General features: G+C 60.1%; 22 protein-coding genes. 9 read left to right on the top strand and 13 right to left on the bottom strand.

Going from position 1 to position 22,175, the window contains the following annotated elements; genetic code table 11:
• Nucleotides 1–140: 140 nt before the first annotated feature.
• The 3 genes from ACTIE1_RS01660 to dusB are packed head-to-tail and all read right to left on the bottom strand — an operon-like array spanning nt 141 to nt 3,666.
• Complete coding sequence (locus ACTIE1_RS01660) at nt 141–1,535, bottom strand: response regulator (protein WP_439560114.1); 1,395 nt, start codon at nt 1,533–1,535, stop codon at nt 141–143.
• The gene (locus ACTIE1_RS01655) at nt 1,535–2,638 is read right to left on the bottom strand and encodes a two-component system sensor histidine kinase NtrB (protein ID WP_439560115.1); all 1,104 of its coding nucleotides are present in this window, start codon (nt 2,636–2,638) and stop codon (nt 1,535–1,537) included. The genes ACTIE1_RS01660 and ACTIE1_RS01655 overlap by 1 nt, the downstream gene beginning before the upstream one ends.
• Nucleotides 2,635–3,666 carry a tRNA dihydrouridine synthase DusB gene (gene dusB / locus ACTIE1_RS01650; RefSeq protein WP_439560116.1) on the bottom strand — a complete coding sequence of 344 codons (1,032 nt, stop codon included), beginning with the start codon at nt 3,664–3,666 and terminating at the stop codon, nt 2,635–2,637. Before dusB ends, ACTIE1_RS01655 begins: the two co-directional genes overlap by 4 nt.
• A gap of 188 nt (nt 3,667–3,854) precedes the next feature.
• Here dusB and ACTIE1_RS01645 point away from each other — a divergent pair, with 188 nt between their 5' ends.
• From ACTIE1_RS01645 to ACTIE1_RS01635, 3 genes are all read left to right on the top strand, one after another.
• Nucleotides 3,855–5,024: a bifunctional 2-C-methyl-D-erythritol 4-phosphate cytidylyltransferase/2-C-methyl-D-erythritol 2,4-cyclodiphosphate synthase gene (locus ACTIE1_RS01645; RefSeq protein ID WP_439560117.1), complete on the top strand. Its 1,170-nt coding sequence runs from the start codon at nt 3,855–3,857 to the stop codon at nt 5,022–5,024.
• Between the two features lie 104 nt (nt 5,025–5,128).
• Entirely contained in the window at nt 5,129–5,626 is a 498-nt protein-coding gene (locus ACTIE1_RS01640; protein WP_439560118.1) for a phosphatidylglycerophosphatase A family protein, read from the top strand.
• Nucleotides 5,623–6,105: a CinA family protein gene (locus ACTIE1_RS01635; protein ID WP_439560119.1), complete on the top strand. Its 483-nt coding sequence runs from the start codon at nt 5,623–5,625 to the stop codon at nt 6,103–6,105. Before ACTIE1_RS01640 ends, ACTIE1_RS01635 begins: the two co-directional genes overlap by 4 nt.
• Here the strand turns inward: ACTIE1_RS01635 and ACTIE1_RS01630 are convergent.
• Nucleotides 6,096–6,542 (bottom strand): type II toxin-antitoxin system RatA family toxin, encoded by a 447-nt coding sequence (locus tag ACTIE1_RS01630; protein WP_439560120.1) that lies wholly within the window; start codon nt 6,540–6,542, stop codon nt 6,096–6,098. The genes ACTIE1_RS01635 and ACTIE1_RS01630 overlap by 10 nt on opposite strands.
• Before the next feature lie 64 nt (nt 6,543–6,606).
• Between ACTIE1_RS01630 and hpt the strand changes: the two genes are divergently transcribed.
• From hpt to ACTIE1_RS01610, 4 genes are all read left to right on the top strand, one after another.
• Nucleotides 6,607–7,143 (top strand): hypoxanthine phosphoribosyltransferase, encoded by a 537-nt coding sequence (hpt, locus tag ACTIE1_RS01625; RefSeq protein ID WP_439560121.1) that lies wholly within the window; start codon nt 6,607–6,609, stop codon nt 7,141–7,143.
• Nucleotides 7,144–7,229: 86 nt separating this feature from the next.
• The gene (locus ACTIE1_RS01620) at nt 7,230–7,688 is read left to right on the top strand and encodes a c-type cytochrome (RefSeq protein WP_439560122.1); all 459 of its coding nucleotides are present in this window, start codon (nt 7,230–7,232) and stop codon (nt 7,686–7,688) included.
• A gap of 96 nt (nt 7,689–7,784) precedes the next feature.
• On the top strand, nt 7,785–8,696 hold the full coding sequence (locus ACTIE1_RS01615) for a c-type cytochrome (RefSeq protein WP_439560123.1): 912 nt from the start codon (nt 7,785–7,787) through the stop codon (nt 8,694–8,696).
• 192 nt (nt 8,697–8,888) lie between these two features.
• Nucleotides 8,889–9,980, top strand: coding sequence for an AI-2E family transporter (locus ACTIE1_RS01610; protein WP_439560559.1), 1,092 nt, complete (start codon nt 8,889–8,891; stop codon nt 9,978–9,980).
• 55 nt (nt 9,981–10,035) lie between these two features.
• On the opposite strand, the gene ACTIE1_RS01605 is transcribed toward ACTIE1_RS01610, so the two are convergent.
• From ACTIE1_RS01605 to ACTIE1_RS01590, 4 genes are all read right to left on the bottom strand, one after another.
• Nucleotides 10,036–10,629 carry a 5-formyltetrahydrofolate cyclo-ligase gene (locus ACTIE1_RS01605; RefSeq protein WP_439560124.1) on the bottom strand — a complete coding sequence of 198 codons (594 nt, stop codon included), beginning with the start codon at nt 10,627–10,629 and terminating at the stop codon, nt 10,036–10,038.
• A 179-nt stretch (nt 10,630–10,808) separates the two neighbouring features.
• On the bottom strand, nt 10,809–11,006 hold the full coding sequence (locus tag ACTIE1_RS01600) for a hypothetical protein (protein WP_439560125.1): 198 nt from the start codon (nt 11,004–11,006) through the stop codon (nt 10,809–10,811).
• A gap of 161 nt (nt 11,007–11,167) precedes the next feature.
• Complete coding sequence (gene gmk, locus ACTIE1_RS01595) at nt 11,168–11,809, bottom strand: guanylate kinase (protein WP_439560126.1); 642 nt, start codon at nt 11,807–11,809, stop codon at nt 11,168–11,170.
• Between the two features lie 5 nt (nt 11,810–11,814).
• Entirely contained in the window at nt 11,815–12,717 is a 903-nt protein-coding gene (locus tag ACTIE1_RS01590) for a YicC/YloC family endoribonuclease (protein ID WP_439560127.1), read from the bottom strand.
• A gap of 220 nt (nt 12,718–12,937) precedes the next feature.
• On the opposite strand from ACTIE1_RS01590, the gene ACTIE1_RS01585 reads away from it, so the two are divergent.
• Complete coding sequence (locus tag ACTIE1_RS01585) at nt 12,938–13,534, top strand: PAS domain-containing protein (RefSeq protein WP_439560128.1); 597 nt, start codon at nt 12,938–12,940, stop codon at nt 13,532–13,534.
• Between the two features lie 114 nt (nt 13,535–13,648).
• Here the strand turns inward: ACTIE1_RS01585 and ACTIE1_RS01580 are convergent, their stop codons facing one another.
• Nucleotides 13,649–15,016 carry a class II 3-deoxy-7-phosphoheptulonate synthase gene (locus ACTIE1_RS01580; protein ID WP_439560129.1) on the bottom strand — a complete coding sequence of 456 codons (1,368 nt, stop codon included), beginning with the start codon at nt 15,014–15,016 and terminating at the stop codon, nt 13,649–13,651.
• 160 nt (nt 15,017–15,176) lie between these two features.
• Here ACTIE1_RS01580 and ACTIE1_RS01575 point away from each other — a divergent pair, with 160 nt between their 5' ends.
• Nucleotides 15,177–16,208 (top strand): GlxA family transcriptional regulator, encoded by a 1,032-nt coding sequence (locus ACTIE1_RS01575; RefSeq protein WP_439560130.1) that lies wholly within the window; start codon nt 15,177–15,179, stop codon nt 16,206–16,208.
• 97 nt (nt 16,209–16,305) lie between these two features.
• Here ACTIE1_RS01575 and ACTIE1_RS01570 read toward each other — a convergent pair whose 3' ends face one another.
• The 4 genes from ACTIE1_RS01570 to ACTIE1_RS01555 form a co-directional block, all read right to left on the bottom strand.
• On the bottom strand, nt 16,306–17,544 hold the full coding sequence (locus tag ACTIE1_RS01570; RefSeq protein WP_439560131.1) for a peptidylprolyl isomerase: 1,239 nt from the start codon (nt 17,542–17,544) through the stop codon (nt 16,306–16,308).
• 152 nt (nt 17,545–17,696) lie between these two features.
• Nucleotides 17,697–19,883, bottom strand: a complete 2,187-nt coding sequence (locus ACTIE1_RS01565) for an LPS-assembly protein LptD (protein WP_439560132.1) — start codon at nt 19,881–19,883, stop codon at nt 17,697–17,699.
• A complete protein-coding gene (lptG, locus tag ACTIE1_RS01560) occupies nt 19,883–21,040 on the bottom strand; it encodes an LPS export ABC transporter permease LptG (protein WP_439560133.1) in 1,158 nt (385 codons plus the stop codon). Before lptG ends, ACTIE1_RS01565 begins: the two co-directional genes overlap by 1 nt.
• On the bottom strand, nt 20,974–22,107 hold the full coding sequence (locus ACTIE1_RS01555; protein ID WP_439560134.1) for an LptF/LptG family permease: 1,134 nt from the start codon (nt 22,105–22,107) through the stop codon (nt 20,974–20,976). Before ACTIE1_RS01555 ends, lptG begins: the two co-directional genes overlap by 67 nt.
• Nucleotides 22,108–22,175 lie beyond the last annotated feature (68 nt).

Genomic DNA, 22,175 nt, shown 5'->3' with positions numbered 1-22,175 from the left:
CGAATTAACACCGACCTGACATTCAGCTTAACGCTGTTGCGGCCAGAATGACACATCAACTGTGGTAATTCTACATCAAAGAACCGAATGGCACATAAAGTCGGACAGCACAGGCCAGCGTCCTGCGCAGCGCGCAGTCGTCATGTCAATTTGCGCCTGCGCGACACTTCTATTTCCAGTTCGGTGATCTTCTTGCGCAGGGTGTTGCGGTTAATTCCCAACAGATCGGCGCAGCGCGCCTGATTGCCGCCTGTCGCATCCAGCGCGATTTCAATCAGCGGTGTTTCGATCTCGCGCAGAATACGCGCATGCAGGCCCGGCGGGGGCAGATCCTGACCATGCAGGTCAAAGTACCGCCGCAAATGCCGCGCGACGGCCTCGGACAGGGTTTCGCCGCTGAAATTCGCGCCAATCGCTGCGGCGCTGGGTTGGCTTTTCAGGGCCGCTTCCATTTCGCCGCGCGAAATCAACGATTCCACCCCCGTCAATGTCAGCCGGCGCAAGGTATTTTGCAACTGGCGGACATTGCCGGGCCAAGAATAGGCACGCACAAGTTCCAGCGCATCAGGCGATAGTTTGCGCTGGATCGCGCCATCTTCGGCAGCCTGCCCCAGAAAATGCTGCGCCAGCGGTTCCAGATCATCAATACGTTCGCGCAGGGCTGGCACATTCAACGTGACCCCGCCAAGGCGGTAATACAGATCTTCGCGCAGTTTTCCTTCGGCCAGCGCTTTGGCAAGGTTGGATTGCGCCGTGGCCATAATGCGCGGGCCGTCATCCTGCACCATGTCCAGAACGCGCGCGGCGCGCAACTGCGCCTCGTCGTCATAACTGCCCAGCTCATCAAACAGCAATGTGCCGCCACGCACCCGTGACAGCAATGTTTGCGCCCCGTCGGGGGACCGGAAATCTTCGGATGTGGCGCTGATGAAGGGCTGGCCGCGACGGTCGGACAAATCATGCAAGGTGCGCGCAATCAGGGATTTTCCCGTGCCGGATTCACCCGTTATCAATACGGGCATGGCCGAATTGATGACCCGCGCAATCAGCCGGTACAATTCCTGCATGACAGGTGTGCGCCCGACAAGCGGCAGGCCGTCCATACTCAGGACATCGCCGCGGGGCGGGGCGGATGCAGGGCGGTTCACAACTTCGGTCGATGACATAAGCCTGCGATTCTTCATCGCCGCCCCTGCCCGTTTCAGCAGCTCCGGCAGGTCGAAGGGTTTGGGCAGGTAATCATGCGCGTCCACCTCATTGGCCTGAATGGCGGTCATGATGGTGTTTTGCGCGGAAATCACGATCACCGGCAGGTCGGGGCGTTCCTGACTGATTTTCGGGATCATCTCGATGCCGTTTCCGTCCGGCATCATGACATCGGTGATGACCAGATCACCGCGCCCTTCCTCGACCCAGCGCAGAAGCGTAGTCAGGCTGGAAGTCGCGTGCACCTTGCAGCCGGCGCGCGTCAGCGCCTGCGTCAGCACGGTTCGGATTGTGCGGTCATCATCAGCGACAAGGACTGTTCCGTCCATCAGGCATACTCCGTTGGGTTGGGCGGTTGCGGCGCTTGCGGCGCGCGCGGTAGTGAAATCCGGAACACGGTCCGGCCGGGTTTGCTGTCAACGCTGATCCAGCCGGTATGCGCCGATATGATCTTGGACACGAGCGCCAGCCCCAAGCCTGTGCCATTCTCGCGCCCTGACACGAACGGGTCGAACACATCACCGGCAATGTCGTCCGGCAGGCCCGGCCCGTCATCTATAATCTCGATATGAATGGGCAGGGCCACATCCTCGCCATGGCCACCGCGCACGCGCAACGATTGCTCGAAATAGGTCTTTATCCGGATGCGCCCGCCTTTGGGCTGCGCCTGTGCCGCGTTTTTCAGCAGGTTCAGGAACACTTGCAGCAACTGGTCCGGATCGGCCCAGACAGGCGGCAATGACGGGTCATAGCTGTCGGTGATGCGCATATGCGCGGCAAAACCCACGGCGGCGGACCGGCGCGCGCGCTCCAGCACATCATGGATATTGACCGGCCCGCAATCGGGGGGCCGCTGGTTGCCGAACTGTTCCACCTGATTGAGGAGTTTGACAATACGCTGGGTTTCCTCAACGATCAGGTCGGTCAGTTCGCGATCCTCGGCGCGCAGGTTCATGGACAAAAGCTGTGCCGCCCCTGCAATTCCTGCCAGCGGGTTCTTGATTTCATGCGCCAGCATCTGTGACATGCCGATGACTGAACGCGCGGATTGGCGTATGCCTTCGGCCTGCCCCAGCTTGCCCGCGATTTCGCGCGGGTTTATCAGCATCAGGACCAGATCAGGCCTGTCGCCGATAAGCGCCAGCTGCAAGGCGCACTGGACCGGCGTGCGGGTGCCGATGGTCAGATGCACATCATTGATGAACACCGGCGCACGATTGTCGCGGCAGCGTTCAAGCGCCACATCCAGCGCGGCATCCATCTGCATGATCTGCGTCAGCGCACGGTCCAGAACCCCGCGCCGCGACAGGCCCAGAAACTGCTCGGCCGAGGGGTTGCAGTCTACGATGGTTTCCTGCCCCTTGACCAACCCGATCATCATGGCAGGCAGGGGAAGCGCGGACCAGATTGCGCCGGTGACGGGTGGTGTCATGCCGCCTGCCCCATATCCGCAACCGGAACCAATGCGTCCGGCAGCAACCCCAAAACCTGCGCAGGATCGTGCGAGGTCTGGATCATGCGACGGATCTGCGCACATCCCTGCGCCTGCTGGGTATACCAGCCCAGATGCTTGCGCGCGACCTTCATGCCCAGCGCAATGCCGTAGAATGCCAGCATATCCTCATAATGTGCGGCAACCAGATCGACCAACGCGCGACCTGTCGGCACAACAGGGTGCGGCTGCCCGAACAGATCTGCGGCAATCTGCGCCAGAACCCATGGCTGCCCCTGCGCACCGCGCCCGACCATGACCCCCGCCGCACCCGATTGCGACAAGGCCATGCGCGCCGTATCCGCACAAATAATGTCGCCATTGGCGATAACCGGAATACCGGCGGCGCGCACCACATCGCCAATCGCGCGCCAGTTGGCCCGTCCCTTGTAGAACTGGCAACGGGTGCGTCCGTGAATGGTGACCATACGCACACCCGAGGCAGCAGCGCGCCCCACCAGTTGCGCGGCATTCAGGCAATCATCATCCCAGCCCAGACGGGTTTTCAGCGTGACCGGAATGGACACAGCCCCCACAACCGCGTCAACCAGACGCAAGGCGTGGTCCGGTTCGCGCATCAGCGCCGATCCGGACATACCGCCCACAACTTTCTTCGCGGGGCAGCCCATATTGATATCAATCACCTCGGCCCCGCCATCCTCGACCATGCGGGCGGCCTGCGCCATCCAGTGCGGATCACGGCCCGCGATCTGCACCGCTGTGCGCGCCTCTCCCAGCCCCAGCTCGCTGCGCGCACGCGCGCGCATCGACGGTTTGGCCTGCACCATTTCCTGACTGGCAACCATTTCGGACACCACCAGTCCCGCACCGAACCGCGCCACCACGCGGCGGAATGGCAGATCCGTAATTCCCGCCAGCGGCGCCAATAAAACAGGCGGTGTTATGTCCACGCCTGTGCCAGCGCCTGCCAGCGTGATCTTGTCAAATGGTGTGTCGGTTGCTGTCATGCGCCCTGTCCAGAGTTTCTACAGCCGCCATACACCCAATGGACCACGAAGCGCAAACGAACTGGCCCACCCCGTGACGCGAATTTCAGCATGCGCACAATATTTAGGCACACACAATCCGCCAACGCGCGGATTGTCAGCACCCCCTGCTTCAGCCTATAGCTGAGCACCAACCAAGAGGCCCGCTGATGACCGACGCTATTGCCGCCATTATTGTCGCCGCCGGACGGGGCACCCGCGCAGGTGGCGGGCTGCCGAAACAATGGCACCTGCTTTCGGGCCGTCCCGTACTGGCCCACACGCTGGATGCGCTGCGCAACAGCGGGCTGGCGCGGCTGGTTCTGGTGCTGCACCCTGATGATCTTGACCGCGCCAACGCGCTGGACCTGCGCGGCGTCCAGATTGTGGCGGGTGGTGCAACGCGCATCCAGTCCGTCCGCGCGGCACTGGACGCCCTGACACCGGACCCGCCCGACAAGGTTCTGATCCATGACGGCGCACGCCCCCTCATATCTGGCGCTGTCATCAACGGCGTTCTTGCCGCCCTTGAAACCGCAACCGCAGCGGCCCCTGCGCTGCCTGTCAGTGATGCCTTGTGGCAAGGGTCGGACGGGCGTGTTGGCGGGACCGTGGCGCGTGACGGGCTGTACCGCGCCCAGACGCCCCAGGGGTTCAATTTTGCGGCGATCCATTCCGCGCATCGCACCCATACCGGCCCTGCCGATGACGACGTTGCGATTGCACGTCTGGCAGGCCATGACGTTGTCATAACCCAAGGTTGCGAAGACAATTTCAAACTGACATATCCTGCGGACCTTGAGCGTGCGGATTTTATTTTGCGCAACAGGACAGCTTCAGGCGAAGGGACAGGACGCGCGATGGATGTCAGGCTTGGAAACGGATTTGACGTGCACCGTTTTGGTGCGGGGAATGGCTGCTGGCTGTGCGGTGTGCTGGTCCCCCATGATCGCGGCTTGCAGGGCCATTCGGATGCCGATGTCGGCATGCATGCGCTGAGTGATGCCATATACGGGGCCTTGGGGGACGGGGATATCGGCCAGCACTTCCCGCCAAGCGACCCGCAATGGAAAGGCGCCGCAAGCCATATTTTCCTGCGCCATGCGGTGGAACTTGCGCGCGCGCGGGGCTTCGGCATTGGAAATTGCGATGTCACCCTGATTTGCGAATACCCCAAGATCGGCCCGCATGCCCAAGCCATGCGCCACGCGCTGGCAGATATCATGGGCGTTGATGCAGCACGCATCAGCGTGAAGGCAACCACGTCGGAAAAGCTGGGCTTCACCGGCCGCGCGGAAGGCATTGCAGCGCTTGCGACCGCGTGCCTGATTGCACAGTGAGGTTGCACAATGGCAAGGTTCGTGAAGGGGCATTCTGCCCCCTCTGGGCCTGCGGCCCATTCACCCCCTGAGAGTATTGGGGGCAAGATGAAAAGGAGTGCGGGATGCGCATGACACGTCTGATCGCAACATTCTTCGGGGCGGGCCTGCTGCGGCCCGCACCCGGGACATGGGGCACACTGGCCGCGCTGCCGGTGGCATGGGGGCTGCATGTGCTGGGCGGGTTCTGGCTGCTGGCACTGGCCACGGTGCTGGCCTTCCTTTTGGGGTGGTGGGTGACCATTCAGGAAACCCGCGGCATGGCCGACCCCGACCCGTCCGAGATTGTCATCGATGAAGTGGCGGGCATGTGGCTGGCGTTGTGGCCCGTGTCCATCGGGGCAATGATGCAGGGCGTCGCAGTCACAGCCCTGTGGCCGGGCTGGGTGGTGGCATTTGTGGCATTCCGGGCATTCGACATTCTGAAACCCGGCCCTGTGGGTTGGGCCGACCGGCTGCATACGCCATTGGGCGTTATGCTGGATGATGTGATCGCAGGGGCCTTTGCGGCGGTGGTCGTGATTGCGCTGGCCGCACTTGCGCATGGGGTGTTGATGATATGACCACGGCCGAAGATGTGTTGCGCGCGGCCCGCGCGCGCAAGGTCATGATTGCCACCGCCGAAAGCTGCACGGGTGGGATGATCATTGCCGCGCTGACTGATGTTGCGGGGTCGTCGGATGTGGTGGATCGCGGCTTTGTCACCTATTCAAACGCGGCGAAGATGCAGATGCTGGGCGTGCAGCCCGCAACACTGGACGCGTTCGGGGCCGTATCCGAGCAGGTGGCACGCGAAATGGCGCAAGGGGCACTTGCGCGGTCCGCGGCGGGCGTGGCCGTGGCGGTGACCGGCATTGCCGGACCCGGCGGGTCGGACCACAAGCCCGAAGGGCGGGTTTGTTTTGCGTTGGCCGATGCCAAGGGCACCCATGTGGAAACGGTCGAGTTTGGGCCAACAGGCAGGGCAAATGTCCGGCAGGCCACGGTTGCGCACGCATTCGGCCTGCTGGTGCAGGCCCTGCGCGCCCAAGATCAGCCGTAAAGGGCCTTCGCCCGCGCCTCGAACGCGCCCACGATGCGGCGCATGGCCTGATCGAACACGACGCCGATCAGCCTTTGCAGGACGGGGTTGCGGAATTCGAAATCGACATGGAAATCCACCACGCAGCCGCCCGCAGGATTGTCCTGCACCTGCCAGCGCGACAGCATGTATTTGAACGGGCCGTCAATATAGGCAGTGTCGATTTCCCCCTTTTCGGGGAACAGCTTGACGCGACTGCCAAAGCGTTCACGGAATACCTTGAAGGAAATGACCAGATCTGCCTCCATCTCCTCCCCGCCCTCGATGGGTTTGCGCGACCGGATGCGTGCGGCGGCAGTCCATGGCAGAAATTCAGGATAGCGCGCAACATCAGCCACCAGATCGAAAATCTGCTGCGCGGTATAGGGCATATTGCGGTGTTCATGATGCTGGGGCATGTGTTCGCTCTTTTCTGTGTTGTGCACATGTCCTAAAGTCGGCCCGAAAAATCAAGAGGCCGAAATGACGCAAAAACCCTATGTCATAGACCAGATGATCAGCGCCAAACAAATCGCGGCGCGTGTCGAGGAGCTGGCAAGCGAAATCACCCGCGATTTTGCGGGAACCGAAAAGCTGGTTGTGGTGGGATTGCTGCGCGGGTCATTCGTGTTCATCGCGGATCTGGTGCGCGAAATCGACCTGCCGGTCGAGGTCGATTTTCTGGAAGCGTCCAGCTATGGCAGCTCCACCCAGTCATCGCGCGAAGTGCGCATTCTGAAAGACCTTAGCGGCAAGATTGCGGGTCGTGATGTGCTGGTGGTCGAGGATATCGTGGATACTGGCTACACACTTAGCCATGTGTTGCAAATGCTGCTGGCGCGCAGCCCTGCGCGGCTGGAAGTCTGCGCGCTGCTGGACAAGCCGTCACGGCGTGAAATGGACATTCGCGCCCGATGGACCGGATTCGAGATCCCGGATGAATTTGTGGTGGGCTACGGAATCGACTATGCCCAACGAAACCGCAACCTGCCCTATATTGGCAAGGTGCGCTTCACCTGAGGGGCGCATCACGCGCCCGTGTGTTGATCTTCGCTGTCGGCCCCGTAAGGTGACACAGGTAGTGTCAACCAGTCCGAGGGATATTCATGAAGCCACGTTCCGTATTTGGCGCAAGCCTGATTTGCAGCTTTCTTGCCATGCCCGCCCTGGCACAGGAAAATCCCGAAATCGGGCAGCGGCAGGGCCAGTTCAACCTGATCGTCCATAATTTTGCCGTTCTGGGCGGCATGGCGCAGGGACGGGTCGATTATGATGCCGATCTAGCGCAAACCGCCGCCGACAACCTGTTTCATATCACACGCCATGACCAAAGCCGTCTGTGGCCGGAAGGCACGGATTCCGACAGTGTCGAGGGCACACGCGCCCTGCCCGCCATCTGGGAGAATCTTGACGATTTTGTCTCGAAATTTGGTGCCTTGCAGGATGCCGCCGAGGCGGTGCAAGCCGTCGCAGGCGACGGGCTGGACGCGCTGCGTCCGGCAGTGGGCGCGCTTGGCGGGGCGTGTCAGGCCTGCCACCAGACCTATCGCGCGGAAGCCGGCTGACGCGGCCCCGCTTGAGTATCCGGACCGATATACCCGCGTGGCTGTGTCGCGCGGGGTCTGGCGTGGAATTGAAACAGACCCGAATGCATTGCCATTATGACCGCATCTGACCCCAAACCCCGAAGCAGGAAACCGGTTCTGGCCGTGTTGGCCATTGGCGGGCTGGCTGCCGCTGCGGCCCTGTGGTGGGTTTCCGCGCCCGCACCCGTTTCGGCCGCGCGGCTGGCTGGTCTGACAGGCGACGCAGAAAACGGAGAGGCCGTTTTCCACGCGGCAGGCTGCGCATCCTGCCATACCGCGCCCGGACCGGATGCCGACCCCCTGGTCCTGGCAGGCGGGCGGGAATTCCTGTCCGATTTCGGGACATTCTATGCCCCGAATATCAGCACTGACCCCACGCATGGCATAGGCACGTGGTCGCAAGATGACTTCGTCAATGCCGTCATGGCGGGTGTGTCACCGGATGGGCAACATTATTATCCGGCCTTCCCCTATACCGCGTATATAAAGGCAGACCCGCAGGATATTGTCGATTTATACGCGTTCATGGCCACCCTGCCCACTGACGCCACGCCGTCACGCGCGCATGATCTGGCGTTTCCGTTCAACATAAGGCGCAGTGTCGGGCTGTGGAAAACGCTGTTTCTGGACGATGGCTGGACAATCACCGGCGACCTGACCGAGGTGGAGGCGCGCGGGCGCTACCTGTCGGAAGCGCTGGCGCATTGCGCAGAATGCCACACGCCGCGCAACGCCCTTGGTGCACTTGATACCAGCCAATGGATGCTGGGCGCCCCCAACCCGTCCGGTCAGGGGCGCATTCCGGCAATCGCGGGGCCGGATTTTGACTGGACGCATTTCGATATAAGCGCCTATCTTGAAAGCGGCTTCACGCCGGATTTTGATGTCGTCGGCGGGTCAATGGCGGCGGTGGTCCACAGCCTTCAACAACTGGAGAAGGCGGAACTGGACGCGATCGCCGCCTATATCCTGCGCACGACCCCGTAAGCCGCAGGTATTTTGCAACGGCACGGCATGCGCGCGGGGTTGTGCGTTGCCACATTCAGGCCCATAGTTACAGATAATCGTGCCGCACCGTCAGATATTCAGGACCAGATGCCAGACCAACCGCAAAACTCTCGCGTATCGACCGTCAGCCGCCTGACATTCGGCGAAAAATTCAGGCTGCAAACATGGTTGATGGGCATTATTGCCTTTGCGGTGATCCTGTTCCTGCTGGTGCAGGCGAAGTTCATTCTGATTGCACTGGCGATTGCAATCATCCTGTTTTCATTGACGTCGGATGCCATTAATTCAATCTCGCGTCTGCGGTTGGGCAATTTCCGGATCACCAACTGGCTTGCCTCGGTCGCGGCAGTGTTCCTGATCGCGTCCGGATTGCTGACGCTGGCGGGGCTGGTGATTTCGCAGATCAACACGGTGCTGACCACAACATTGTCCTATACCGATGACGCACAAAGCGCGATTGCGCAGATGTTTTCATGGATGGGCGAGGATGTGGAGCAATCCGTCCTGCAAACCATGCGCAGTATCGAAATCTCGGGCTATTTGCGGTCTGCCGCCGGTCAGGCCGGCACAATCCTAAGCCAGTCTGTGCTGATTATCCTGTTTGTCGGGTTCATGTTTGCCGAACGGGTCTGGTTCGACACCAAGCTGGAAAACCTGATGACCCATAAGGCACAGGCGCAGCGCGTGAATGCGATCATCGGGTCGATCATCCGGCGGGTGAACCGCTATCTTCTGGTAAAGACGCTGATCAGCAGTGTGACCGGCGTTGTGGTCTTCCTGATTATGAAGGTCTTTGACCTTCAATTCGCGGCCGCAATGGGGTTGTTGACCTTTGTGCTGAATTTCATTCCTTCTGTAGGCTCCATCATTGCGACACTTATTGTTACGCTGGTGGCCTATATTCAGGTGACAGAACCCTCTACGGCTATTTTGATTTTTGTTTTGGCGGGTATGGCGCAGTTTCTGCTGGGCAATGTCATTGACCCCATGCTGATGGGCAAAACGCTGCGCCTGTCATCCTTCGGGATCATCATTTCACTGGCATTCTGGGGCGCTGTCTGGGGCATACCCGGCATGTTTCTGGCGGTGCCGTTCATGGTTGTGGTCATGATCGTGTGTTCGCACATACCCGCGGCGCGCCCCGTCGCGGTGCTGCTGTCCCGCGAAGGGCTGCCCGAGGAAGAATTTCCACTGACGCCCGTAACGCCGGACGATCTGGATGATGACGAGAAGGCCTTTCAGCGCGTTGTCGGCGCGGAATAAGGGCCGCGACGGGCCAAGAAGCCAGCTGTTCGCCACCCCCGCCCCCTCGCTGGCATTACTGCGACTTTGACCACACAACGCCGCTGCCGGTGACCACGGCGTCAAGCTGTTGGTCAGTTTCCTCCAGCGGCAGATCCGTGCAAAATTGCGCATCGAATGCCAGCCCGACGGCCAGCACGGGACCGGCCTTGCGCAATTTTTCCAATGTGCGGTCATAGAAACCGCCGCCATACCCCAATCTGTAGCCGTTGCTGTCATAGGCCAGTAGCGGCACGATCAGCGCGGCAGGCGTCAAGGGGTCACGTTGCGCAGGGATAAGCGCCTTGAAGGTTCCTTCCACCATCGGCATGTCCACAGTCCATCTGTGAAACTCCAGCGGCTGGCCGCGCCCCTTGATGACCGGCACGCATACAGGACCAGAATGCCCCTGCATAATAGATAAGGGGCTAATTTCAGACCGCATCGGCATATATCCGGCCAACACGATTTCTGGCAATCCGGCGCCGAACCGTGCCTCCAGAAGCTGACGAAACGCAGTTGTTGCAGCGGCGACATCGCGCCCTGACTGGTCGGACAGGAACGCGGCGTTTCTGCGCATACCCGCCTGAGAACGCGCCAGCGCCTTGCGGGTCGTAATGTCACTTTGCATGATGGCCTGCCTTGGTCAGATGTTTGCTGTAGTATGCAGCACGACATCACCAAATGCAAAACGGTCAAGGGCGGTTTCAACTGCCACTGACAGACCGGATAAATATTGAAACCGACAATGCGCTGCGTGTCCGTTTCAACACAACACCGGCAGCGCAGATCGGCGCTTCTGGAACCGCGTCAGATCGCGCCGCCGTGTGAACCATTGCAGCGCTGCCCGTCAACGCCGGCAACCATCAGGGACGCCAGCAACAAGCTGACACTGCCTATCACGCTATAGCCGATAAAGGCCCAGACCACACCATACCCGGCCAGCAGCACAAATACAGCGCCACAAAAAGCCGTCACGACTGCAACCACCAATGGAAAAATCAGCATCTTGAAAACCTACGTTTGCCCAATACGCACACTAGCCCAAAGATGATAACCAATCGTAAACAGATCGCGGCAATTTAATTTACATTTTCACCCCACGCTTTGCGTAATTTCTCACCGCTGGCATGAAATCCACACAGGGCGGCGCGGGCAGATGCGCAATCTCAGGGTTTGCGGGCCTCGAATTCGGTGTTCAGGGTGCGCACAAATTCGTTCAGCCACGGCTGGCGGTCGCGGCGCTGACGCTCGGCCTCGATGATACGGCACAGGGCTTGTTCTGTCTGATCAAGGTCGTCATTGACCAGAACGTAATCATATTCGGCCCAGTGGCTGATTTCATCGCGCGATTTTTGCATGCGCCCGGCGATCACGTCATCACTGTCCTGCGCACGGCCACGAAGGCGCGATTCAAGTTCCGCAATCGATGGCGGCAGCACAAAGATCGAAATGACATCCTTGCCCAAGGACGAATTGCGCACTTGCTGCCCGCCCTGCCAGTCAATATCGAACAGGGTGTCGCGCCCCTCACTCATGGCCTGTTCGACGGGGCCCTTGGGCGATCCGTAGTAATTTCCGAACACTTCAGCATGTTCCAGCATGTCCCCGCTGGCAATCATCGCGGTGAATTCCTCGCGCGAGCGGAAGTAATACTCTCTCCCGTCCACTTCGCCCGGTCGGGGGGCGCGCGTGGTGGCAGATACCGAAAACCGGATGGACGGGTCCCAAAGCATCAATCGCTTGGCCAAAGTTGATTTCCCTGCACCTGAAGGAGAGGACAGGATGATCAGCAGGCCGCGTCGTGACATTGTGGTTACTCCAGGTTTTGAACTTGCTCGCGCATCTGATCGATCACGGCTTTTAGTTCAAGTCCAATCCTGCTGAGTCCGATATGCTGGGCTTTGGAACACAGGGTATTGGCCTCGCGGTTGAATTCCTGCGTCAGAAAATCAAGCCTGCGTCCGACACCCCCGTCTTTTTGCAGCAATTCCCTTGCTGCGGCGCAATGCGCATCAAGCCGGTCAAGTTCTTCGGTGACATCGGCCTTGATCGCAATCAGCGCCAGTTCCTGTTCCAGCCGCACGCCATCCGGACGCATGGCGTCGTGCACATGCGCGGCGGCTTTTTGCAGCGATTCTGCCAGTGCCAGCCTGCGTTCGGGCAAGATGTCGCGCGCGGCAGTGGTCAGGGCGGCAATCTGGTCAAGCATTCTGTCAATGACCTGGCCAAGTTTCTGCCCTTCATCATGGCGCATAAGATTGAAGTCCTGCAACAGCGCCTCGAAGTCTTGCGCCACAATCCGGCCCAGATTCGCCTGATCAAATGCGGCAAAATCATGTCCGGCAGGTAGCACCGCGCGCCATCCCAACACGTCCAGCGCCGTTGGTGCCGACAGTTGCACCCCGATCGACTGCGCCTTGGCAGTGACAGCCGTCAACCCCGAGAGCACGGAATCCAGCACGGCATGGTCGATCATTCCAATGGCCGCCGCCCCGCGGAAACCTGCCTTCAATGTGACCGACACATTGCCCCGCACCACGGATTCAGCCAGCCGGTCGCGCAGTTTTTTCTCAATAAAGCCAATACCTTCTGGAACACGCACGCGTATGTCCAGCCCCCGCCCGTTTACCGAACGGATATCCCATTCAAGGTTAAGGTCAAATCCGTCAACGGACACTGAAGTTGTTTTGCCGGCAAAACCAGTCATCGAATACATGGGTTGTTCCTTGCAAATAATGCCTGTGCAGCCCTTAGAAATGTTTGCCTGCGGCACGCGCGTTAACCATCTAGGCAAATTGTGGCAGAAATTGGGAAAAATCTGCGCTATTCATGCCTTATTAAGACATGTAGCCAGAATATGAAATCCGCAGAAGCAGGAAATTCTGGCCCCGCCCCACGCTGCACAACGAAGTTCCGCCGATCTGAAAGGTAGACCGATGACCGAATCTGCATTCACACCAACACATGCCACGCCTTCGGGCGCGACACAGGACCAAGCGCGTTTTCCGATGATCAGCCGCGTTTGCGCCTATTGGGCGTCCCTGCCCAAAACAGGACAGGCCCCCGACCGCATACTGGTTGATGCGCGCGCGCTGTCAGACGTTCTGTCACATGTGTTTCTGGCTGAACTGGTCACGCCACGGGTTGCACGCCTGCGCATCATCGGCCACCACATAGAGGACATGACCGGACTGGACATGCGCGGCATGCCCCTGACAACCCTGTTTTCCGGCCCAGCCCGCGAAGAAATCATGTTGGCCTGCGAACAAGTCAGCCGCGGCGCGCGCGTCACCCTGTCCCTGCAGGGCGAAACAGGACTGGGCAGGCCCGCGCTGGATGGCATGCTGGCGATGATGCCCCTATGCGACAGCAAAGGCCAGATTTGCCGCATTCTGGGCGTTATAGGGCATGAAGGCGACATTGGCCGCACACCGCGCCGGTTTGGTCTGGCCGCCCCGGAAGTTCAGCCCGAACCGGACATGTCCCTGACAAAAGCCCCCTTCCTGCGCGTGATCAAGGGCGGCAAGGCGTAACCGCGGTCACGGCTGCGGCCAGTAAAATAAAGGCGCTGGAACACAAGGTTCAGCGCCTTTATTCATGTCAAAACGGGATGCGCAGAACCTGAAGGCGATTTTGCGCAACGCAATCTAGATTGCTGCGGCCAGCTTGTTCCGCCGCCCGACCAGTTCTTCTGCCACCAGAAACGCCAGTTCCAGCGACTGGCTGGCATTCAGGCGCGGGTCGCAGGCGGTGTGATAGCGCTGCGACAGGTCTTCGTCGGACACAGCGCGCAGGCCGCCGGTGCATTCCGTCACATCCTTGCCGGTCATTTCAAAATGGACGCCGCCGGGAATGGTGCCTTCTGCGTTATGCACCGCGAAAAACTCGCACACTTCGCGCAAAACCGAATCAAACGGCCGTGTCTTGTATCCGGTTGAGGACTTGATGGTGTTCCCGTGCATCGGATCGCAGGTCCAAAGCACATTCGCCCCTTCTTCCTGAACCGCCTTGATCAGGCGCGGCAGATGGTCGCCAACAGTTCCCGCACCGAACCGCGCAATCAATGTCAGGCGTCCCGCCTCGTTTTCGGGGTTCAGCTTCGCGATAAGCGCCTTCAGGTCGTCCGCTGTCAGGGACGGCCCGCATTTCAGGCCGATCGGGTTCTGAACCCCTGTGCAGAATTCGACATGTGCCCCATCCGGCTGGCGGGTGCGGTCCCCGATCCAGATCAGATGCCCGGACCCCGCCACCGGCATACCCGAGGTGGAATCGATGCGGCACAGCGCTTCTTCATATTCCAGCAACAGCGCTTCATGGCTGGTGAAGAAATCCACCTCGGCCAGATCCTTGTTCGTGTCCGATGTGATGCCCGCAGCCGTCAGAAAGTCCAGCGTGTCGGAAATACGGGTGGTCATTTCGCGGTAGCGTTCTGCCTTGTCGCCACTGGCAAAGCCCAGCGTCCAGTTATGGACGCGGTGCATATCGGCATACCCCCCCTTGGAGAAGGCGCGCAACAGGTTCAGGCTGGCTGCCGCCTGTGTATAGGCTTGCAACATGCGGTTCGGGTCGGGGATGCGGGCTTCGGCGGTAAAATCAAACCCGTTGATGATGTCACCGCGATAGCTGGGCAGTTCCACCCCGCCCACAGTTTCCATAGGCGCAGAGCGTGGTTTGGCGAACTGGCCCGCCATGCGCCCGACCTTGACCACCGGCACTTTTGCCCCGTAGGTCAGCACGATGGCCATCTGCAACAACACCTTGAATGTGTCGCGGATGCTGTCGGCGGTAAATTCGGAAAAACTCTCGGCGCAATCGCCACCTTGCAGCAAAAAGGCCTCGCCTTTGGCGGCGGCGCCCAGCTTGCGCTTCAATGCGCGCACTTCGCCCGCGAATACCAGCGGCGGGTATTTCGACAGCTGCCCTTCGACAGCGGCCAGCGCCTGCTGATCCGGATAATCGGGCATCTGGATCCGGGGCTTGTTGCGCCAGGTTGATTTCGTCCAGCCATTGGTCATGGCACCCTCCGGTTTTTCTTGATCCGATGTGTTAGCGGTCGCACCGCAGGTGCATCTATACGAAGGCAGGGCCAGGTATGCAAACACGATTGGACTTGTCACACTGAATGAAAGCTGATTGTGTCCTGCGATATCCATCACGAATGATACAGCACCCAAGATGGCGAACCCTACGAAAACACATTCCCCTGCATCAGGTATTCCATCGGAAAAAGCCAAACCATCCGATATGACACCGCGCCATTTTGCTTTCCTGCTTCTGGACAGGTTCACGCTGATCGCATTCGCCGCCGCGATTGAACCGTTGCGGCTGGCAAACAGGGTTGCAGGGCGCACCTTATACACATGGCAGTTGATCAGCGAGAACGGCCAACCCGTGACCTGTTCCAACGGAACGCAGGTCACGGTGCAAACCGGCATGGAAAACCTGCACAAGGAATCTGTCGTCATTGTGTGCGGCGGGGTCGATGCAAAACGCGCGACCACACCCGCGATTCTGGCATGGCTGCGCAAAAGGGCACGTTATGGCAATATTATCGGCGGCATCTGCACCGGCGGCTGGGCCTTGGCCAAAGCGGGCTTGCTGGACAACCGGCGCGCGACCATCCATTGGGAAAACCACACCGGCTTTGCCGAGGATTTTCCGGAAATCGACCTGACAAAGTCCGTTTTTGTGATTGACGGGACGCGCGTGACATCTGCGGGGGGTATGGCAGCGCTGGACATGCTGCTGACGATGATCGCCAATGAACACGGCAGCCCCTTGGCCAATTCAGTGGCCGACCAGCTGATTTATTCATCCATCCGGACGAATCGCGATACGCAGCGCTTGTCGATCCCCGCACGCATTGGCGTGCGCCACCCGAAGCTGGCGCGCGTCATCGAAATCATGGAAAGCCATATCGAGGACCCGATCAGCCCCGCCGATCTGGCCGAGGAGGTGGACATGTCCACCCGCCAGCTGGAACGCCTGTTTCGCAGGTATCTGAACCGAAGCCCGAAACGGTATTACACGGAACTGCGTCTGGAACGCGCCCGCAACCTGCTGATGCAAACAGATATGAGTGTGATTAACGTGGCGCTGGCCTCGGGGTTCACCTCGCCCTCGCATTTTTCAAAATGCTACCGTGCGCATTATAACACGACCCCCTACCGCGAACGCGGTGCGCGTTCATCCGAGGAGGAGACATAAAACAAGGGCCGCATGACAACATGCGGCCCTTGTTTTTATGCGTCCAGCCCCCGGTTCGCGACCCTTGCAAAGCACCGGGCGGGAACCGGACGTGATATCAATATTCGCGGATATCCGCGTCAGCGACCAGTTCCTGCAATTTCACATCAGCCATGCGGCCAATGCGCTGGTCAAACAATATGTCGTTCAGGCGGCTGTCGCTTGGGCGGTCTTCAAATTGAAGTTCGCGTGCGCACAGCATCAGCACGACCAGATTGTTCCCCTCGACCGTGTTGGCTGACACTTCGTTGCGATCAAGACGCGCAAGCTCTACTGCGTCGGATTGCGGGATGTTGCGTTGCAGGTCGGTAACCTCGCTCAGCGCTTCATCCCTCAGATCTCTGGCAAAGCCGCCCAGTTCAGGGCAGCTGCGCACCCCCGCACTGATACGCGCCACGCGGTCAAGGTTGGACTGGCTGCGCCCGCCCGGCAACAACAGCCGCTTATAGGTCAGCTCGATCTGATCGGCGGGAATATCGCGGGTGCTGTCACTTGCGCGAAGCTGGAAATAGGCGAATGCACCGCTGAGTTCCAACGGGCCGATAATCTGGCCGGGGCTGGCGACAGAAAGCGGCGCGGCAATATTACCCGGCAGGTTTTCCAATGGCATCCAGTCCAGACGCCCGCCCTGATCGCGCGTCCCCGCAAGCGAGAATTCCCGCGCAAGGGCCGAAAATTCCTCGGCTGTGCGCGCGGCCTCGATCATTTCCATGATCTGGCTTACGGCATCGGCGAATTCCGGATCGCTGGGCAGGAATATCTCGGAGACCAGAACCCGCGTTGTGCCGCGAATGGCGGCCACATCGCGTGCGCGCGCCACATCACTGTCGGTCACGGAAACAACACCGGGGAATTCACGTTCGGCTACCTTGCGCCATAACAGGCCAACGGTCACGAATTGGCGGAATGTCTCGGCATCGACACCGCTTTCGCGCATTACGTCCAGAACCTCCTCCACGCTCAGCTCCACGCGGGCGGCGAATTCTGCCATCCCCTCGGCCACCTCGTCGCTGGTTACACGAATGCCCTGACGGCGCGCATACTCCTGTTGCACCGCTTCTTCGGTCAGCCGTGTCAACGCTTCCTCGCGCATATCGGCAGCGCCTGTATTCAGCAATTCAAGAAACGCCACGCGTTGGGCGACGTCATAATTCGTGATGATCCGGTCATTGACCTTGCGGGCCGGTGAAAACATGCCTTGTGCCTGGGCAGTGGACGCCACCCACAGCATGCCCCCGACACACAGCATCATCACAATGCCAAGCCGCGAAACGATGGAAGATTTGATAAAACGCATCAGGTCAGGTCCGTTCGGTTGGTCTGTAAATTTTATTGTCGCTTAGGTGTTGGCATACATGACAACCAAGGGTTTGTCATCCATGTGCTGCGATAGGCTTTCGGGGAATATTGCGGCCTGTTCGCAGTGCGGTCTGGTCCCCTTGATGGTGGTCATCCCCCTGAACATGTGCGCCGCGCCCGAGAAGGGTTCCCGCCAACACCCAAAACATCGATACTTAACCCGAAGCTTGTCGTATCGCTGGACGATGTCGCAGAGGCGAATCTGCGTTCCACTTCCATTTCCATACGCAAGCATTCGTTTTCATAGCTTAGCCCTGCCCCAAGACGCGCCGCGCGGTTGCGCGCGATGTCGTAGCGCCAGTTCACGCTGGCGGTCCAGAACTCATCAAGGGCGCGCGACCCGTCCAGTGACCATTCGGCAGCTTTGGCAGGGCGGTTTTCGGCAGGATCGGCGCGGATATGCATATACGTCGTGGAAATGGAATAGTCCTGCGTGCTCCAGTCCAGTTCAAGGGCATTGCGCGACAGCCGAAGGTCGGAATTGAACAGTGCACGGTTGCTTAGCGTCAGGCCCTGATCGGTATCAAGTGAACTGACAAGCAACCAGTCCGAACGCCGCCCCGCCAGTGGCGAGTCGGGCGAGAGCTGGCCAAGGTCGCGCTGCCGCCAGACACGCCCCAGCATCAGGGTGCTGGACCAGCCTTGCGGGTCGTGCCGTGTCCAGCTTACGCCCAGATTGGCGCGCAGCCCCATTTCGCGCCGGTCCCGCGCGGCAAACCGGCTATGGGTGAACAGGTTGCCTTCGTCCAGTTCCGGCATGCTGCTGATATCGGCGGGCAGCGCGTCAATACGGTCCTGCCCCCAAATGACCTGTGCAACCGGTTCTATGACATGGCTTGCCCCGCCGCCGGTGGCCCGCACCAGTGGCCAGCGCAACTCTGCCATGGCGGTTGGCACAGCGCGCGTGGTGGATCGCGCAAAACCCGCGGCGGCGGGCGATATCTCGAAATGGTCCAGACCCAGATTGAAGCCCACAGCCCCCAGAACACCGCCCGGAAGCACCGCATCGCGCCGCCAGTCCAGATCGGCGCTGAACCGTGCCACCGATTTCACATCCGGTGCCAGCGGCCTGCGGCGTTCATGGCCATGCACCTCGAATCGCACGCCCCCGACGCCCCCAAGGCCCGGCATGTCGAAGCGGCGTTCATAAACGCCCTGCCCGACCTGATTGGGCAACTGGCTGTTGGTATCGACAAGACGAAGCGACCGGAAATGCAAGGCCTGAAGCCGGATGTATTCATCGCGGCGCACACGTTCCAGCGTTATGTCGGATGTCAGTTGCGATTCGGACCTGTCATAATCGCCCAGTAGCGGCCGGTCCGACACCTTGATCAGGTTGAAGGACAATTCATACCCGCGCCCAACGGAAAACTGACCCCGCGTGTAGCCCATGGCGCGGGTGGACCCGCGGCGAATGGAATCGCGCGCGACCAAGCCGCCCAGTTCCAGCATGCCGGTTGCGAAAGCCTGCCGGTATCGCAATTCCAGCGCGCGCGTGCCCTTCGTGCCCAGAAATGGCGTGACGGTCAGGTCTTTATCTTGCGAAATCGCAATGAAATATGGGGCGCGCAGCCCCAGCCCGTGGCCGGTATCCACCACGAATTCGGGGCTAAGCCACCCTGTCGCCCGTTCCAGCGTCGGATCGGGAATGCGCAGACGCGGCAAATAGGCGACCGGCAGGCCGAACAGGCGAAACTGGGCATTCTCGAAATAGATCTGCTTTTCTTCCTGATCGTGGATCACGCGTGTCGCGCGCACTTCCCAAAGCGGGGTCTGGGTTTCGGCACATATTTCACAGGCCGAGGCAACGACCGTTTCCATCTGCGTGAAACGCTCATCCACACGTTCGACCTGAGTGGCGGCGATTTGCAGTTGCTGGTCCAGCACCACCCGTGCCGAACGGATCAACCCGCGGCGAAACCCGTCCTGCATTTCAGCCGCATCGGCCAGCACCAGAACGCTGTCCCCATCGGTCAGGGTCAGCGGCCCTTCGATGTGCAGCCCGCCTGTCTGGCGGTCATAGATGACACGCCTTGCCCGCAAGCGCGTCTGGCCCGACAGGGCCTCGACATTGCCTTCGGCAATCAGCCGGTTCGGCCCGTCCAGATACAGCCTGTCGGCAACAAGGGTGGCAAACCCATCTTCCGGCCCTTGGGATTGCGCGATCCCCGGTTGCGGCGATGCAAGAAGCAGGCCGCCAGCGACCATCAGCGCAGCAAGCCACGACCGTGCGCAAGCACGCGGTTTCCGGGCAAGGTGCGGGCACGCCCAAGGCATCAGCCTTCCTCCAGATTCAGCAGCAGTCCCACTGCAAGCAGTAATGTCGCAACAGGCGGCCCCCACGCGGCCAGCATGACAGGCACCTGTCCGGTTTCCCCCAAAACCTGTGCAAAGTTACGCAGAAAGAACAGGGTGAATCCAGCCAGAATCGTTATCAGGGCCCGAATTCCTGCCCCGCCCGCGCGGGCATGATGAATACACATCCCCATGGCCAACAGCATCATCCCTGTCATCAGAACCGGCAGGGCCAGTTCCATATTCAACCGCATCCGGTGTTCCAGTGCCGCAAATCCCGCCCGTTCAAGGGCAGCGATGAAGCGCGGCAACTGCATCAGGGGCACAGTGCGCACCTGCGCGAAACTGTCCCGAATCTGCTCTGGTGTCAGGTCGGTGGGCACCTGAAGCTGCGCCGAAAGCGTGGCTTGTTGTTCTGGGTTTATATCTGACAGGTTCCATTGCTTGACCTGATACAGCGACCACGCCCCGCGCTGCAATTCTGCCCGCACGGCACGCAATCTTTGCGACAGACCGTCATCGGCATCAAAGATCAGGAAAGTCGCATCATGCAGCACCGTGCCGGTATCTTCGGCGCGGGGCGAGTATATGACCGTCTGGCCCAGTGTATCGGCCTGCCGCAACCACACTTCCTGCCCGCTGATGATGACCGCACTGCCGGAGTCGCCTTGCAACTGGGCCTGCGCGCGCGAATATTCGCGCGTGGTGCTGGCCACCAGCGGGTTCATCACGGCAACAAACGCAATGCTTAATGCAAAAAACACGATTGCCGGAACAAGGATCAACCTTGGCACTGACCGCCCCGCGGACCGTATCACCACAAATTCGGAACTGCGCGACCATGCCAGCGACACCCACATCGCAGCCAGCATCAGAACCAGGGGGGCAATTTCATACAACGCTTCGGGCGTATTCAGCGCGGACAGGCGCAAGATCTGCGCGATCCCTGCGGACTCGCCACTGAACCTGCGCATCTGCTCGACCATATCCAGCAGCAACAGCATGCCGACGAACACACCCAATACCATGATCCACGCGGCCAGCAGCCGCCGGATAAGATACATGTCCAGCGTCATGCCGCGCCCCCTGCCTGCGCCCGCGCGGTCCAGCCACGCCCCCGCGCCCGACTGGCCCACCACAGCATAACCCCCACCACAGCGCCGCCCAGCCCCACTGGCAAGAAGGCAAGCCATGCCAGCGCGGCATTGCGCAACGCAAATCCGGACGCTGCATTGCTGGCCAGCTGGATCAGGGCCAGCACAATAATCGCGCCGACAACCTGACGCCACGCGCCCAGCCTGCTGAATTGCCCAAGACAGATCGCAATAAAGCCGATCAGCGACGTCATGACCGCCAGCAGGGGCTGGGCAAAACGGCTGGCAAGTTCGAAACGCACTTCGGAAATCGAAATCCGAAGCTCGGCCAATGCCTCCGGATCGGGGGACAGCAAGTCTGCCGTGGGCAGTTCACGCACATCCGCGCGCCGCCCCGCCGGACCGACCAAGCCGCCAATATCGAATGTCAGTTCATCAAAACTAAGCGTGCCCAACCGGTCCGCCCCTTCACGATAGATAAGCGCCACACCGTCCAGCAATACCAGTGTCGGCCCCTGCACCCCCGGCACCAGCAACGCAGAGCTGGCATTATATTCAACCCGCGTGCCCGCTGTGCGCGCATCCGACAAGAAGACATCAAGCAGCTTCCCTTCCGGCGTGATATCGCGCACGAACACCACGATATCATCGGCGGGTTGCAAAAACTCGCCAGCGCGCAACAGCCGAGAGGTGATATTCTCGGCGATTTGCACCTGCCGTTCGGCCAGTTGCATCCGTGACAGCGGCATAAGCACATGCATCAGGAACGCCAGCATCACGGCTGCCACCAGCCCGAAGACCGCCACGGGCCACAGCATCCGAACAAAAGACAGCCCCGTTCCCTGCAAGACCACCAGTTCATTATCGCGCGTCATGCGCATGGCAACATACACAGCCGCCGCAAATGCCGACAGTGGCAGCACCACACGAATGACATTCGGCAATGTCAGCGCGGAAAGTTCCAGAAATATCCAGAAACTCTGGCCATCGCCGACAATGGCATCGAACAGGCGCGCGGCGCGATTCACCCAATAGACAGAAATCAGCACAAGCGAGAAGAAGGCAAAGACTGTCAGCAGCTGCACCAGAAGATATCGGTCGATACTGCGCACCTGTGCCTTACTCCTGAACCGTAAACTGCAGGTGACACTATGCCCGCAGGCACATAATTAAAAGCGAT

Origin of the sequence: Roseinatronobacter sp., assembly GCF_051859525.1 — a bacterium.
Classification (GTDB): domain Bacteria; phylum Pseudomonadota; class Alphaproteobacteria; order Rhodobacterales; family Rhodobacteraceae; genus Roseinatronobacter.
This window is presented reverse-complemented; position numbering and strand designations above follow the sequence as displayed.

Coding starts and splice junctions, on each gene's coding strand:
- ACTIE1_RS01575 (WP_439560130.1), top strand. CDS start 15,177: ATGGCGAACCCTACGAAAACACATTCCCCTGCATCAGGTATTCCATCG.
- ACTIE1_RS01630 (WP_439560120.1), bottom strand. CDS start 6,542: ATGCCCCAGCATCATGAACACCGCAATATGCCCTATACCGCGCAGCAG.
- ACTIE1_RS01655 (WP_439560115.1), bottom strand. CDS start 2,638: ATGACACCACCCGTCACCGGCGCAATCTGGTCCGCGCTTCCCCTGCCT.
- hpt (WP_439560121.1), top strand. CDS start 6,607: ATGACGCAAAAACCCTATGTCATAGACCAGATGATCAGCGCCAAACAA.
- ACTIE1_RS01635 (WP_439560119.1), top strand. CDS start 5,623: ATGACCACGGCCGAAGATGTGTTGCGCGCGGCCCGCGCGCGCAAGGTC.
- ACTIE1_RS01600 (WP_439560125.1), bottom strand. CDS start 11,006: ATGCTGATTTTTCCATTGGTGGTTGCAGTCGTGACGGCTTTTTGTGGC.
- ACTIE1_RS01605 (WP_439560124.1), bottom strand. CDS start 10,629: ATGCAAAGTGACATTACGACCCGCAAGGCGCTGGCGCGTTCTCAGGCG.
- ACTIE1_RS01580 (WP_439560129.1), bottom strand. CDS start 15,016: ATGACCAATGGCTGGACGAAATCAACCTGGCGCAACAAGCCCCGGATC.
- dusB (WP_439560116.1), bottom strand. CDS start 3,666: ATGACAGCAACCGACACACCATTTGACAAGATCACGCTGGCAGGCGCT.
- ACTIE1_RS01610 (WP_439560559.1), top strand. CDS start 8,889: ATGGGCATTATTGCCTTTGCGGTGATCCTGTTCCTGCTGGTGCAGGCG.
- ACTIE1_RS01615 (WP_439560123.1), top strand. CDS start 7,785: ATGACCGCATCTGACCCCAAACCCCGAAGCAGGAAACCGGTTCTGGCC.
- ACTIE1_RS01565 (WP_439560132.1), bottom strand. CDS start 19,883: ATGCCTTGGGCGTGCCCGCACCTTGCCCGGAAACCGCGTGCTTGCGCA.
- gmk (WP_439560126.1), bottom strand. CDS start 11,809: ATGTCACGACGCGGCCTGCTGATCATCCTGTCCTCTCCTTCAGGTGCA.
- ACTIE1_RS01645 (WP_439560117.1), top strand. CDS start 3,855: ATGACCGACGCTATTGCCGCCATTATTGTCGCCGCCGGACGGGGCACC.
- ACTIE1_RS01590 (WP_439560127.1), bottom strand. CDS start 12,717: ATGTATTCGATGACTGGTTTTGCCGGCAAAACAACTTCAGTGTCCGTT.
- ACTIE1_RS01660 (WP_439560114.1), bottom strand. CDS start 1,535: ATGGACGGAACAGTCCTTGTCGCTGATGATGACCGCACAATCCGAACC.
- ACTIE1_RS01620 (WP_439560122.1), top strand. CDS start 7,230: ATGAAGCCACGTTCCGTATTTGGCGCAAGCCTGATTTGCAGCTTTCTT.
- ACTIE1_RS01570 (WP_439560131.1), bottom strand. CDS start 17,544: ATGCGTTTTATCAAATCTTCCATCGTTTCGCGGCTTGGCATTGTGATG.
- ACTIE1_RS01640 (WP_439560118.1), top strand. CDS start 5,129: ATGCGCATGACACGTCTGATCGCAACATTCTTCGGGGCGGGCCTGCTG.
- ACTIE1_RS01585 (WP_439560128.1), top strand. CDS start 12,938: ATGACCGAATCTGCATTCACACCAACACATGCCACGCCTTCGGGCGCG.